This is a genomic window from Xenorhabdus indica (genome assembly GCF_014467235.1).
In the GTDB taxonomy this organism is placed as follows: domain Bacteria; phylum Pseudomonadota; class Gammaproteobacteria; order Enterobacterales; family Enterobacteriaceae; genus Xenorhabdus; species Xenorhabdus indica.
In genome coordinates, this window is record NZ_NKHP01000019.1 from 71,252 (window position 1) to 84,729 (window position 13,478).

The following is a 13,478-nucleotide window of genomic DNA, read 5'->3' on the forward strand; positions in this document are numbered from 1 at the left end:
AAGAAAAAAGGGTAAGACGACAAAGAACAGACAAATTACGCTATTGAGCAATTGTCATTGAAACAGTTAACAATTTAACTAAATCGTAATACTAGCAGTCTAATGCAGGTAAGCGAACAGGGAGAAGAGTTTGGTCAGGCTCAGAAGAGCGCTGATAAAACTCAGGGTGCCGAAGCACCCTAAGCTATTCAAAAGAAATTAAACTTCTTTACTACGGCTTGCGCGACGACGATCATTTTCAGTCAGATGACGTTTACGCAGACGAATTGATTGCGGTGTAACTTCAACCAGTTCGTCATCATCAATGAACTCCAGCGCTTGCTCCAATGTTTTCTTGATGTGTGGAGTCAGCGTTGTCGCTTCATCTGTACCAGAAGCACGAACGTTAGTCAGTTTTTTACCTGTCAGGCAGTTTACGGTCAGGTCATTGGAGCGGGAATGGATACCAATGATCTGGCCTTCATAAACTTCTGTACCATGACCAAGGAACAACTTACCACGCTCCTGCAAGCCATACAGAGCATAAGCAACGGCTTTACCCTGACCATTGGAAATCAGTACCCCATTCTGGCGACGACCAATTTCACCGGGACGGATATCATCATAGTGGCTGAAGGTTGCGTACAGCAGACCCGTACCGGAAGTCATGGTCATAAATTCAGTACGGAAACCGATCAAACCACGGCTTGGGATCACGTAATCCAAACGCACGCGACCTTTTCCATCCGGCAACATATCACGCATTTCACCTTTACGTTCACCAAGCGCCTGCATCACATCACCCTGATGCTGCTCTTCGATATCCAGTGTTACCTGCTCGAAAGGTTCCTGCTTACGACCATCAATTTCACGGAAAATAACCTTTGGACGAGAAACCGCCAATTCGAAACCTTCACGACGCATATTCTCAATCAGGACGGAGAGATGTAGTTCACCACGACCAGATACACGGAAAGCGTCTGGATCTTCAGTTTCTTCAACGCGCAGTGCGACGTTATGGACCAGCTCTTTTTTCAAACGATCTAGAATTTGGCGCGAGGTCACATACTTACCTTCACGTCCACAGAAAGGTGAGGTATTAACACAGAAAAACATGCTAACGGTAGGCTCATCAACTGCCAAAGCCGGCAAAGCTTCAACCGCATTAATCTCACACAGCGTATCAGAGATGTTCAGTTCACCCAGACCAGTAATCGCAATGATATCACCTGCTTCCGCTTTGTCAGATTCGATGCGATCTAATCCCAGGTGACTGAAAACTTTACCCACTTTACCATTGCGCGCCTTACCTTCACTATCAATAATAGTGATGTTCTGGTTTGGTCTTACTGTTCCGCGCTTGATACGACCAATACCGATAACCCCAACGTAGTTGTTGTAATCCAATTGAGAAATCTGCATCTGGAATGGGCCATCAAGGTCAACTTTAGGCGGCTCAACATGCTCAACGATTGCCTGATACAGCGGGGTCATATCCTCTGCCATATCTGTATGGTCGTTACCCGCAATCCCCATCAGTGCAGATGCGTAAACAATAGGGAAATCCAACTGTTCATCGGTTGCACCCAGGTTTACGAACAAGTCGAATACCTGATCGACTACCCAATCAGGGCGAGCACCAGGACGATCAACTTTGTTGATAACTACGATTGGCTTCAAACCGTGGGCGAAGGCTTTCTGAGTTACAAAGCGAGTCTGCGGCATCGGGCCATCCATCGCATCTACCAGCAGTAAAACACTGTCAACCATTGACATCACGCGCTCTACTTCACCACCGAAGTCGGCGTGGCCTGGGGTATCTACGATATTGATACGGTAGTCATTCCATTTAATAGCCGTGTTTTTTGCAAGAATGGTGATACCACGTTCTTTTTCCAGATCATTAGAATCCATCACGCGCTCGGTTGCCGCTGTACGCTCATCAAATGTACCGGATTGCTGTAGGAGTTTATCAACCAGCGTAGTTTTGCCATGGTCAACGTGAGCGATAATGGCAATATTTCTTAAGTTATTAATTGACAAGTATTTTTACCGTTTTAGCTATTTGAAGAAATATTAAATACAGACAGCGTGGCAGGTCGCAACGCTACTCTCATTTAACACAAATATGGTGCTATTTTACACGTTATAGCTACAGAGTGAAATAAATGTGAAGTGCATCACTTTTGAAGTTTATCTATTTTCTGAATATAAACGTGTCATAACTTCAAGTGATAATAACAGTATCTGTAACAGCTAAACCTTATTTATTTTCACCAAAATGGTGCATACCATCTTTTTTATTCACCTATTTGGTGCAAATATACTTAACTATCCCTGTGTGCTTTTATCCATTTGCTGAGTTTTATACCTGTTTATAAATATACACATTCAGATTCAATGGTTTTTAAAAGTTGGCACACTTTTCGCATTGTACTCTGGCATTGAAAATTGCAATAAAAATTGGCTGTATACAAAGACGCTATCAGCCACTTAAGATAAGGCAGTCAGCGCCTTATCCAGCCTACGTAAACCAGGAGAACTCATATGTCCGTTGAACATGTTTTGTCCATGATTGAAGAACATCAGGTGAAGTTTATTGACTTACGTTTTACTGACACTAAAGGTAAAGAACAGCACATCACTATTCCTGCCCACCAGATTGATGAAGATTTCTTCGAAGATGGAAAAATGTTCGACGGTTCATCTATCAAAGGTTGGAAAGGTATCAATGAATCCGACATGGTACTCATGCCAGATCCATCTACCGCAATGCTTGATCCTTTCTTTGACGATGCCACGCTCATTATACGTTGCGATATCCTGGAACCTGGCACAATGCAAGGTTATGGTCGTGACCCTCGCTCTATTGCAAAACGTGCAGAAGATTTCCTGCGTGCAAGTGATATTGCAGATACTGTTTTGTTTGGACCAGAACCAGAATTCTTCCTGTTTGATGATATCCGTTTCGGCAGTTCTATTTCAGGTTCTTATTATCATATCGATGATACCGAAGCGGCCTGGAATAGCGGCACTCGCTATGAAGGCGGTAACAAAGGCCATCGCCCAGGAGTTAAAGGTGGCTATTTCCCTGTGCCTCCGGTGGACTCTTCTCAGGATCTGCGTTCAGCAATGTGCCTGACTATGGAGGAAATGGGTTTGGTTGTGGAAGCCCACCACCACGAAGTGGCAACGGCGGGTCAGAACGAAGTCGCAACTCGTTTCAACACCATGACCAAAAAAGCGGATGAAACCCAAATTTATAAGTATGTGGTACATAATGTCGCCCACGCTTTCGGCAAGACAGCGACATTTATGCCAAAACCGCTGGTCGGAGATAACGGCTCAGGAATGCATTGTCACATGTCATTGGCTAAAGGCGGTGTCAACCTGTTCGCCGGCGACAAATATGGTGGGTTATCTGAACTGGCTCTTTACTATATCGGCGGCATCATCAAACATGCCCGTGCCCTGAATGCCTTTACTAATCCAACCACTAACTCGTATAAACGTTTAGTACCTGGTTTTGAGGCTCCCGTGATGCTGGCATATTCTGCCCGCAACCGCTCTGCGTCTATCCGTATTCCGGTTGTAGCCAGCAGTAAAGCCCGTCGTATTGAAGTACGTTTTCCAGATCCGGCCGCCAATCCTTATCTGGCCTTCTCTGCTCTGCTTATGGCTGGCCTTGATGGTATCATCAATAAAATACATCCGGGCGATGCGATGGATAAAAACCTGTATGACCTGCCAGCCGAAGAAGCCCAAGAGATCCCAACTGTAGCCTCTTCTCTGGAAGAAGCACTGGCTGCACTGGATACAGATCGCGAATTCCTAACCCGCGGTGGTGTTTTCACTGATGATGCAATTGATGCTTACATTGGTGTCTTGAACAGTGAAATCGAACGCGTCCGTATGACTCCACATCCTCTGGAGTTTGAACTGTATTACAGTGTGTAGTACTTAAAAGTATTACCCTTTTTCTTTTTTATTTTGTTGCCGTGAAACTTTTGGCCCATCTTCGGATGGGCTCTTTTCCCTCTGAACCTTCCTTCTCAATAGAGTGGGTGACCAATTCATGATCAAATAAGATACAATGCACCAAAAAAGTGCAAAGGCTGAAAGGTTGGATAGAAATGGCTGATTTTCCCAAAGCAGAACAGATTCTTGATTCACTGATAAACAGTGTGTTGGTACTGGATAACGATTTCATTATCCACTATGCCAATCATTCCGCCATGCAACTTCTGGCACAAAGTACACATAAATTATTCGGCACTCCTCTTCCGGTATTGTTCAGCTATATCTCATTAGATACGGAATTTATGCGTTCCAGTCTGATACGTGGGCATGGTTTTACGGATAACGAAGTCTTATTAGTGATCAACAATCACTCACATGTTATGTCGCTCAGTGCCCAACCAATTTCCGAACAGTTTATTCTGCTGGAACTCGCTCCTATGGATAGCCAGCGTCGTTTAAGCCAAGAGCAGATACAACAGGCACAGCAGGCGGCTGCGCGGGAATTGGTTCGGGGGCTGGCACATGAGATCAAAAACCCTCTGGGAGGTTTACGGGGAGCCGCACAATTGTTGGCAAAAACACTGCCAGATCCCTCCCTACAAGAATATACTCAAGTCATTATCGAACAGGCAGACAGGCTTCGCACCCTTGTGGATCGATTACTGGGGCCACAACATCCCGGAGCCCAGATCCGCCAGAGCATTCACCATGTAGTAGAACGGGTTTATCAACTGGTATCACTGGAAATGCCCGACAATGTCACATTAATCAAGGACTATGATCCTAGCCTGCCGGAGCTGTCCCATTACCCTGATCAGATTGAACAGGTTTTATTGAATATTACCCGCAATGCTCTACAGGCATTAGGCAGTAAAGGTGGCATAATCACCTTACGAACCCGAACAGCATTCCAAATCACCTTACATGGTGAGCGTTATCGCTTAGCTGCCAGAATTGATATTGAAGACAATGGGCCAAGTATTCCTCCCAGTATTCAGGATACGCTATTCTACCCAATGGTGAGTGGGCATGAGGGAGGAACCGGGCTAGGTTTATCTATTGCCCGCAGTCTTATTGATCAACATTCTGGAAAAATCGAATTCACCAGTTGGCCGGGACATACGGAGTTTTCCATTTACCTGCCTATCAAGAAATAGGGGATACCATGCAACGAGGAAAAATCTGGATCGTTGATGACGACAGCTCTATCCGTTGGGTACTTGAACGAGCACTGAGCGGCGCAGGTATGGAGTGCACGAGTTTTGAAAACGCAGATTCCGTATTGGCAGCACTATCACAAGGTTGTCCCGAAGTTTTGCTGTCAGACATCCGTATGCCGGGTCTGGATGGATTAAATTTACTCAATCAAATCAAACAGAAATATCCACAACTTCCGGTCATCATTATGACTGCCCATTCCGATTTGGATGCAGCCGTCAGTGCCTATCAACACGGTGCATTCGATTATCTACCGAAGCCATTCGATATTGATGAAACTGTCGCGTTGGTTGAACGTGCATTAAGTCATTACCGGGAACAACAACACTCATCCCGTAATTCTAAGATAACGTCATCAGTCTCTGAAATGATTGGAGAAGCTCCTGCCATGCAGGAGGTATACCGGATTATCGGACGGCTTTCCCGCTCCTCCATTAGCGTCTTAATCAATGGTGAATCAGGCACAGGGAAAGAATTGGTTGCCCATGCCCTGCACCGCCATAGTCCAAGAGCCGCAGCCCCTTTTATTGCTTTGAATATGGCCGCAATCCCAAAAGATTTAATTGAGTCAGAATTATTTGGTCATGAAAAAGGCGCTTTCACTGGTGCTAATCAGGTTCGCCACGGGCGTTTTGAGCAAGCTAATGGAGGCTCGTTGTTTTTGGATGAAATCGGCGATATGCCACTAGATATCCAAACGCGTCTTTTGCGCGTTCTGGCAGAAGGGCAATTCTATCGCGTAGGTGGCTATGCACCAGTAAAAGTTGATGTACGAATTATTGCGGCAACCCACCAGAACCTTGAGCAACGGGTTAAAGAGGGTAAATTCCGTGAAGATCTCTATCATCGTCTGAACGTGATCCGCGTACAGTTACCACCTTTGCGAGATCGTGCAGAAGATATCCCTCGTCTGGCCCAACATTTTCTGCAACAAACAGCCAAAGAGCTAGGCGTTGAAGCGAAAACACTACATCCTGATACCGAAACCGCTCTGATGCACCTGTCATGGTCTGGAAATGTCCGTCAGTTAGAGAACGTCTGTCGCTGGCTGACCGTGATGGCAGCCAGTAAGGAAATTCTGGTGCAGGATTTACCGACAGATTTAATTGAAAGTCAGTCCTCTAAGCAAACAAATAATCCTCCTGCTTCCTTCCCTTCATCCTCAGGAGATTGGTCACAGCAATTGGCTATATGGGCAGAAAAAGCCTTACAGGAAGGCCAGGTTGATCTCCTTTCTGATATATTACCGCGGTTAGAACGTACCTTACTTAACTGCGCTCTGACACATACGAATGGACATAAACAGGAAGCCGCCCGTTTACTCGGCTGGGGAAGGAATACAATAACGCGGAAATTGAAGGAACTGGGATTGGGATAAGTTAACAAATAGCTTTGCTATCCCAACTGACTGTCAGGTTGGTATTAACCCCGTCGAGAGACCAATTAGCACCTTGGCGGTATATCAGCGCTACAGGCAGTAGTATAAACCGTATACTCAACTCTGAGCTTGATTCATATCACCCGCGAAAACTGTCTCTGACGCATCTGATTACGCATATAGCGGTCAAAACACATGCAGATATTTCGGATTAACAAACGTCCTTGCGGTGATACCTGAATTTGAGTTTCAGTGACCTTGACCAGCCCATCTTCCGCCAGCGGCACCAATAATTGCAGATCTTCAGCAAAATAATCCGTAAAATTCACTCCGTAGCACTGTTCAATATCAGCAAAATTCAGCCTAAAATTACAAATCAATGACTTAATCACATCACGGCGGATACAATCATCGAGCGTCAGATTCAAACCACGCCACAACGCATGCTCCTGCGTTTCTACTGCTGCATAGTAGGTTTTCAGCTCTTTCTGGTTCTGTGCATAACTGTCACCTAACATACTGATAGCAGAAACACCGATTCCCAGTAAGTCGCACTCTCCTTGTGTGGTATATCCCTGAAAATTGCGATGTAGCCCCCCTTCCCGCTGAGCAATAGCCAGTTCATCATCAGGACGGGCAAAGTGATCCATACCAATAAACTGATAGCCATTACCTGTCAGAGTAGTAATTGTTTGCTGCAAAATATCCAGTTTCTGTGCTGCATTCGGTAAATCAATCTCCTTAATTTTACGTTGTGCTGCAAACAAATTCGGCATGTGAGCGTAATTGAATACACTCAGACGATCAGGAGATAACGCCAACACTCGTTGCAGAGTGAAAGCGAAACTTTCCGCAGTCTGTTTCGGCAAACCATAAATTAAATCGATACTGGTGGAGGTAAAGCCAGTTTCACGGGCACGATTAACCAATTCGAAAATAAAATCTTCATCCTGTTCCCGATTAACCAGACGCTGAACTTCCTTATTGAAATCTTGCACCCCCATACTCAGGCGGTTAAAACCTTCATGACGTAGATGGTCAATGATATCCAGTTCAATTTCACGTGGGTCAATTTCAATGGAAAGTTCTGCATCAGGCAGAAAGTGGAAGTGACTACGCAATATTGCCATCAATCGGCTGATCTGTGTCTTGTTCAGATAAGTTGGCGTCCCTCCTCCCCAGTGCATTTGGCTGACTTTCCTCTGAGCAAACAATTTTGCCCGCGCTGTGATTTCCTTTTCCAAAACTTGCAGATACTCATCTGCTTTATGTTTCTGACGAGTCACCAGCTTATTGCAGCCACAGAAATAACAAAGTTTGTGACAGAATGGGATATGGACATAAAGGGAAAGAGAGCGATCAGGGTAACGCGCAGCGGCCTGTGCAAACGCGGTATTACCGTACTGTTGGTTAAACTCCAATGCTGTTGGGTATGAAGTATAGCGAGGCCCTGAATAATTATATTTTTGGATCAAAGGCAGATCCCAGACAATGGCTTGCTCTGACATGCTTACTCCTTCCGTTGTTTTAGCCCATCAAATAGCCACCGTAGTTTACCCAATTACTATAACAAATACCATGCAAACACTATGGTTATAGACTTTATCATTGAGTATATTCCGGGCTGCCCCCGCCTTTATGATCACAACAAGTTATAACCAGAACGACTTATTTCTCATAAGTTGCTGACTTATCAGGAATTACTTCCCTTTCAGCAACTGCATGATATCGTCCTGCTGTTCTTCTTCACTGCCATCATCTTCCAGCGCAATACCCAACTGTTCCATCAGGGTATCAATACGATCAAGCATATTATCGACATAGTCATTCTCTTCCTGAGAAAGTTTTTCACCTTGCTCAAGGCGTGCCAGCAAGCTATCCAGACGCTCATCATTTTCCAGCATTTCCAGCTCTTCCTGCGGAGATAAACGAGGTTTTGACGTTGCCTTAAACTTCTCTGCTACTGGTTTTTTTACTATTGTTTTTTTTACTACCGCTTTTTCGCCGATGATCAAAGGAACCGACGCTTTACTGCCGATACGAGGATCTCGTTCCTGCTTTGTTCCCGACTGTTTTTTTTGATTACTGTTATCCTGGTGACGGCTACCGGCTTGATTACCACGCTGTTTTTTCTGGCGTTTACGCTCACGTCCTTCAGCGTTCAACTCTTCACGGCTTTTTCTTTTTTGCTTACCCACTGACGTTTTTACAGGGGATTTTTTCTTTAATTGACTCATAGCTTGTGACTCAACTCGTGTTATCAAGATATTTTCGGCGGAATCTAACAGAATCCACTTATAACATCCAACGTCATTTACTTATTCTTTCGAGTTCGACTAATATTTCAGGTTATCTTAACTTAAGTATTATGAGCATCAATTCTCTATGCGTTTCTTCGATACTTCTTATCGCATACCTCTGTATCTTTGGTGCATTGGTTATGCTGTCTTATGGACAGTAGCAAGTTATTCACTGGATCCGACTGTTCCATATGATGCTGTTGAAGCCTTAAACTGGGGCATGAATGGCGAATGGGGATCCCCGAAAAATCCGTGGCTGGTAGGCACTGTGATGTTACCAGCGATCTATATTAGTCATATCTCTCTCAGCTTTTACTGGTATTTCACCCATTTTGTTGCCATTGCCATAGGTATGCTTGGCGTCTGGCGTCTGGCCTTCCGGTTAACAGGCAAAGTTGAATTAGCCTGGCTTGCCATGCTAACACTCAATCTGTCTGGTATCATTAATTTCGATATTATTCCTTATAACGATAATTACCTGTTGGTGATGCTGTGGCCGTGGTCACTGTTGTTCTTCCTGAAAGCCATTGATGACCATCCAAAATGGTGGCTGGCATTCGCATTAGCAACAGGGCTGGCTACAATGGGCAAATATTCTTCACTGGCGATCGTTGGTTCAATCTTTTTGCTCTCCCTGTTCGTTCCCAAGGTACGACGTCATTATCGGGAGCCTCTCTTTTATCTCGCCATTGCATTGTGGCTTATACTGATATTACCCAATGCTTGGTGGCTGGCACATAACGATTTTTCTGCATTTAAATGGGTAGACTCTCAAATCGAGCATAGATTTAATCTGCATACTACACGCGCGGTACTTGCGGTGTTCTATCCTCTCATCATCGTAGGAGTGATTATTTATCTGTCAGGTGGAAAAATTGGCTGGCCAAAGCAACAATCCAACAAGCTGGTTAATATCGTTATTCTGTTACCCCTGTTGATTATCTATGGCTGGTTCTCTTTTAATCAGGGTGGACGGATGACTGAATGGCTCCAGCCATTCATGGCGGTTGCACCTGCACTACTGGTAGGTTCGATAACTGTACCACCCCATAAATCTTTACTGGGAATATTGCGAGGTTTGGCCTTGCTTGGTGTGCTGGTTCTTATCGGCTATGCCAGTGTCATGCTGGCCAATGTCCGGGGCGCTGGCGAAAAATTTGAAGGGATAAAAACCTTTACCAGCCAACTTGATCAGCACTGGAATGAATTGTACCCAACACCACTGCATTACGTTGGAGGTGAATATCTGCACCAATGGCTGACGTTTTACAGTCACTATCGTCCTCAAACCATACAACCATGGGAAATAGACAATGGTGCACCACCCAATATATACAACCGCCATATTAAACAGAGCGATATTGTGAAATATGGTGCTTTACTGGTAGGAAAAAGGGGAACAAATTGCTCACAGGAAAACTTTCAACAAACACTGACAACCTGGACTGAATTAACGATCAATCACAAAGAAGAATTTACGTTTCAAGCTCAGCCAAGTGCGGAACCTGAGATCGTCTGCATCGGCTTTGTTGCGCCCAAAAACAGTCAATACCCTCAATAAGTTTCCAGTGACCACAAAAAAGCCTGAAAGTGAGTATACCGTCAGGCTTTTTCTTCTCAACACAACTTCAGGTTAGCCAGCATCGTGTTTAATGGGCATCCACAAACACCATTTTCAATATAAACAGTAAAGTAACGACAATAACGCAAGCGCCAATTTCACGCCATTTCCCTGTTCCCAGTTTCATAGTGCAATAGGCGATAAATCCTAATGCGATACCTTCGGTAATAGAAAAGCTGAATGGCATCATAACAGCGGTAATAAATGCCGGGACGGATTCAGTCAGATCATTCCATTTCACCCGTGTCAAGCTGGATGTCATCAGAACCCCCACATAAACCAACGCACCTGCTGTAGCATAAGCAGGAACCATACTAACCAATGGAGAAATAAACATCACCAGCAGGAATAGAATACCGACAACAACGGCAGTTAATCCGGTACGCCCACCAACAGAGACGCCAGAAGAGCTCTCTATATAGGCGGTTACCGAAGAAGTTCCGATATAAGAGCCAGCAACTGAGCTAATGCTGTCAACATACAGTGCCTGATTCATCCGCGGGAATTTACCATTACTGTCAGCAATACCGGCTTTATCAGTTACACCAATCAACGTACCGGACGAATCAAACAGGTTTACCAGCATAAAAGAAAAAATAACCCCGGCTAACGCGATATCCAGAGCGCCTTTCACATCAACATTACCAACAACACTCATTACACTGGGTGGCAGATCAAAAACCCCCTGATATTCCACATACCCCATCATAAACCCGATCCCCGTCGTTATTACGATGGACAGCAATACTGCTGCATGAAAATTACGTGCTGCTAAGATCGCAATGATAAAAAAGCCCAATGTACCCAACAGTACATTGTGGGAAGCAAAATTGCCGATGGAGACGATAGTATCTGGATTCGGTACGATAATGCCGGCATTTTTCAGCCCCATCATGGCAATAAAAAGCCCGATACCACTGGTAATACCGACGCGCAAACTTACGGGGATATTAGCTATCATCCAGTAACGAATGCGGAAAATAGTCAGGATTAATAACCCTACTGCGCCCCAGAAAATCGCCCCCATTGCAACCTGCCATGAAATACCCATGGCACCGACTACGACGAAAGCAAAAAAAGCATTCAGCCCCATCGCGGGAGCAACAGCAACCGGTAAGTTTGCCGTTATTCCCATCATAATACTGCCAAGTGCAGCGATGAGGCAGGTAGTAACAAATACGGCTTTGATATCCATTCCTGTAACAGACAAAATTTGTGGATTCACAAAGACGATATAAACCATGGTTAGAAAGGTTGTAAGCCCGGCGATCATTTCGGTACGGATTGTCGTGCCATGTTCCTCTAATTTAAACACGCGCTGAAGTAAGCCCTGACGATTTACAGAGCCAGAATGGGGTGTGCTCATTGATATTTTATTTCCTAAAAGATGAAGTTTTCGCCCTATCCTACCGGAAATCAGAACAAATCGTTATCCTCCAAGGTCAAAAAAGAAAACGATTGCGATAAACACAATCAATAAGTTATATAACAAAGTTATTATTAACGTCCCTGATTAATTGGCTCTGTTTTATTCGTTATTTTTGCATGGCATCATGTCAAGAATATCGGTGAAAATATCGGCCCATTCATCCTTACCAATCTCCATTAATCCAAAGAAACGCAGGACGAATGCCCCTTCTGTGGCCAGAAAAGCTAAGCGTGCCCGACGCCCTTCTTCCGTCGTTGTCTCCAGACCAGCTATACGCTGACTATACCAGGCACGACTTGACTCAAGATGTTCAGGTGTTTGAAGTAAAGCAGCCAGTAAACCTGCCGCTTTCGCAGATGATACATCATCAGAATGCTGGCTGGCCTCAACATGCGCACGTACTGCTGTCAGTGGATCAGGATCTTCCCCGGCTATTGTGCAAAACTGCTCTTGGTAACTCAGTTCCCAACGTTCAAACATCGCATCAATGAGTGCGTCCTTCGTACTGAAACTGTACTGAACCCCACCCTTAGTGATCCCCACCGATTTTGCCACTGCATCAATAGTCAGAGCCGCAGCACCATATGTTGTTACAATTTGTTCCGCTGCATCCAACAAAACTTCCCGGTCAATTGTTTTACGTCGTCCCATGGAAGACTCCTTTTCATTCAATACGTATGTATTTATAATGGTAGGATATTGTACCGTCAAAACTTGAACGACACAGTATCCCTCAACCATTTTGATGAGTTCTCGCATGAAATCGAATATTCGCTGGCTCGTGCTGGCTGTCATTTCCAGCGCACTTTTTCTAATCGTTATCGACATGACTGTTCTCTATACAGCCTTGCCTCGCCTGACACATGACCTGCGCGCTTCTTCCACCGAAAAACTGTGGATTATGAACGCCTATTCATTGACCATTGCTGGCCTGCTTCCCGGTACAGGAGCGTTAAGTGACCGTTTCGGTGCCAAGAAACTATTTACTTCCGGGCTGGTTGTATTCTGCATAGCATCACTTATCGCCGCATTTGCTCCCAATTCCGGTACTTTGATCAGTGCACGAGTGGTACTTGCCATTGGTGCAGCAATGATGATGCCCGCAACGCTGGCAATAGTCCGTCAGGCTTTTGAAGATCCGAATGAACGTGCTCTTGCCATCGGCATCTGGTCAGCGGTTGCTTCGGGTGGAGCGGCGCTTGGCCCCGTTATCGGTGGGATACTGCTCGAATGCAAGAAGGCAACACGATTAACTATTATTAGAACCCGCCAAATTATTCGATTCTTTCAGTCGAATAGTTTGGCATTAAAAAGCATCTCAATATTGAATGACTTTCTTCTATTGACTATTTTTTCTGGTCACGTATTCAATCCGTTGATTTGTGTTAAACATAGTATTCACGTTCAATGAAAGTCCCGATGACTTTATCATGCATTTTCGGTGACTTAGAATAACCCAACGTTTTACTATTGAGTCGCTTAAGTCGGTTGTGCAACGTCAAATTCTCCCGCTCAATACGTTGAGTGAAGGTT

General features: G+C 44.8%; 10 protein-coding genes and 1 pseudogene. 5 read left to right on the forward strand and 6 right to left on the reverse strand.

The genetic code is table 11. The features are described 5' to 3' along the window. Nucleotides 1-198: 198 nt before the first annotated feature. A complete protein-coding gene (gene typA / locus Xind_RS14465) occupies nt 199-2,022 on the reverse strand; it encodes a ribosome-dependent GTPase TypA (protein ID WP_187650329.1) in 1,824 nt (607 codons plus the stop codon). A 504-nt stretch (nt 2,023-2,526) separates the two neighbouring features. Between typA and glnA the strand changes: the two genes are divergently transcribed. From glnA to glnG, 3 genes are all read left to right on the forward strand, one after another. Beyond that, nucleotides 2,527-3,936, forward strand: coding sequence for a glutamate--ammonia ligase (gene glnA, locus Xind_RS14470; protein ID WP_047683482.1), 1,410 nt, complete (start codon nt 2,527-2,529; stop codon nt 3,934-3,936). 176 nt (nt 3,937-4,112) lie between these two features. Then, entirely contained in the window at nt 4,113-5,156 is a 1,044-nt protein-coding gene (glnL, locus tag Xind_RS14475; protein WP_187650330.1) for a nitrogen regulation protein NR(II), read from the forward strand. Nucleotides 5,157-5,164: 8 nt separating this feature from the next. Further along, complete coding sequence (glnG, locus tag Xind_RS14480; protein WP_047683486.1) at nt 5,165-6,595, forward strand: nitrogen regulation protein NR(I); 1,431 nt, start codon at nt 5,165-5,167, stop codon at nt 6,593-6,595. Nucleotides 6,596-6,729: 134 nt separating this feature from the next. Here the strand turns inward: glnG and hemN are convergent, their stop codons facing one another. Both hemN and yihI read right to left on the reverse strand, forming a co-directional pair. Further along, a complete protein-coding gene (gene hemN, locus Xind_RS14485; RefSeq protein ID WP_047683489.1) occupies nt 6,730-8,103 on the reverse strand; it encodes an oxygen-independent coproporphyrinogen III oxidase in 1,374 nt (457 codons plus the stop codon). A 192-nt stretch (nt 8,104-8,295) separates the two neighbouring features. Next, nucleotides 8,296-8,832 carry a Der GTPase-activating protein YihI gene (gene yihI / locus Xind_RS14490; protein ID WP_187650331.1) on the reverse strand — a complete coding sequence of 179 codons (537 nt, stop codon included), beginning with the start codon at nt 8,830-8,832 and terminating at the stop codon, nt 8,296-8,298. Nucleotides 8,833-8,980: 148 nt separating this feature from the next. Here yihI and Xind_RS14495 point away from each other — a divergent pair, with 148 nt between their 5' ends. Next, a complete protein-coding gene (locus Xind_RS14495; protein WP_187650332.1) occupies nt 8,981-10,456 on the forward strand; it encodes a glycosyltransferase family 39 protein in 1,476 nt (491 codons plus the stop codon). Nucleotides 10,457-10,544: 88 nt separating this feature from the next. Here Xind_RS14495 and Xind_RS14500 read toward each other — a convergent pair whose 3' ends face one another. Further along, nucleotides 10,545-11,882, reverse strand: coding sequence for an NCS2 family permease (locus Xind_RS14500; RefSeq protein WP_047683498.1), 1,338 nt, complete (start codon nt 11,880-11,882; stop codon nt 10,545-10,547). A gap of 162 nt (nt 11,883-12,044) precedes the next feature. Further along, nucleotides 12,045-12,596, reverse strand: coding sequence for a TetR/AcrR family transcriptional regulator (locus tag Xind_RS14505; RefSeq protein ID WP_047683501.1), 552 nt, complete (start codon nt 12,594-12,596; stop codon nt 12,045-12,047). A 106-nt stretch (nt 12,597-12,702) separates the two neighbouring features. On the opposite strand from Xind_RS14505, the pseudogene Xind_RS14510 reads away from it, so the two are divergent. Beyond that, a pseudogene (locus Xind_RS14510) lies at nt 12,703-13,176 on the forward strand (MFS transporter); the annotation flags it as partial. Nucleotides 13,177-13,330: 154 nt separating this feature from the next. Here the strand turns inward: Xind_RS14510 and Xind_RS14515 are convergent. Beyond that, nucleotides 13,331-13,478, reverse strand: a 148-nt coding sequence (locus tag Xind_RS14515) for an IS1 family transposase (protein WP_222941823.1), incomplete at its 5' end; no start/stop codon positions are given.

Coding starts and splice junctions, on each gene's coding strand:
- glnA (WP_047683482.1), top strand. CDS start 2,527: ATGTCCGTTGAACATGTTTTGTCCATGATTGAAGAACATCAGGTGAAG.
- Xind_RS14495 (WP_187650332.1), top strand. CDS start 8,981: ATGCGTTTCTTCGATACTTCTTATCGCATACCTCTGTATCTTTGGTGC.
- Xind_RS14500 (WP_047683498.1), bottom strand. CDS start 11,882: ATGAGCACACCCCATTCTGGCTCTGTAAATCGTCAGGGCTTACTTCAG.
- glnL (WP_187650330.1), top strand. CDS start 4,113: ATGGCTGATTTTCCCAAAGCAGAACAGATTCTTGATTCACTGATAAAC.
- yihI (WP_187650331.1), bottom strand. CDS start 8,832: ATGAGTCAATTAAAGAAAAAATCCCCTGTAAAAACGTCAGTGGGTAAG.
- glnG (WP_047683486.1), top strand. CDS start 5,165: ATGCAACGAGGAAAAATCTGGATCGTTGATGACGACAGCTCTATCCGT.
- hemN (WP_047683489.1), bottom strand. CDS start 8,103: ATGTCAGAGCAAGCCATTGTCTGGGATCTGCCTTTGATCCAAAAATAT.
- Xind_RS14505 (WP_047683501.1), bottom strand. CDS start 12,596: ATGGGACGACGTAAAACAATTGACCGGGAAGTTTTGTTGGATGCAGCG.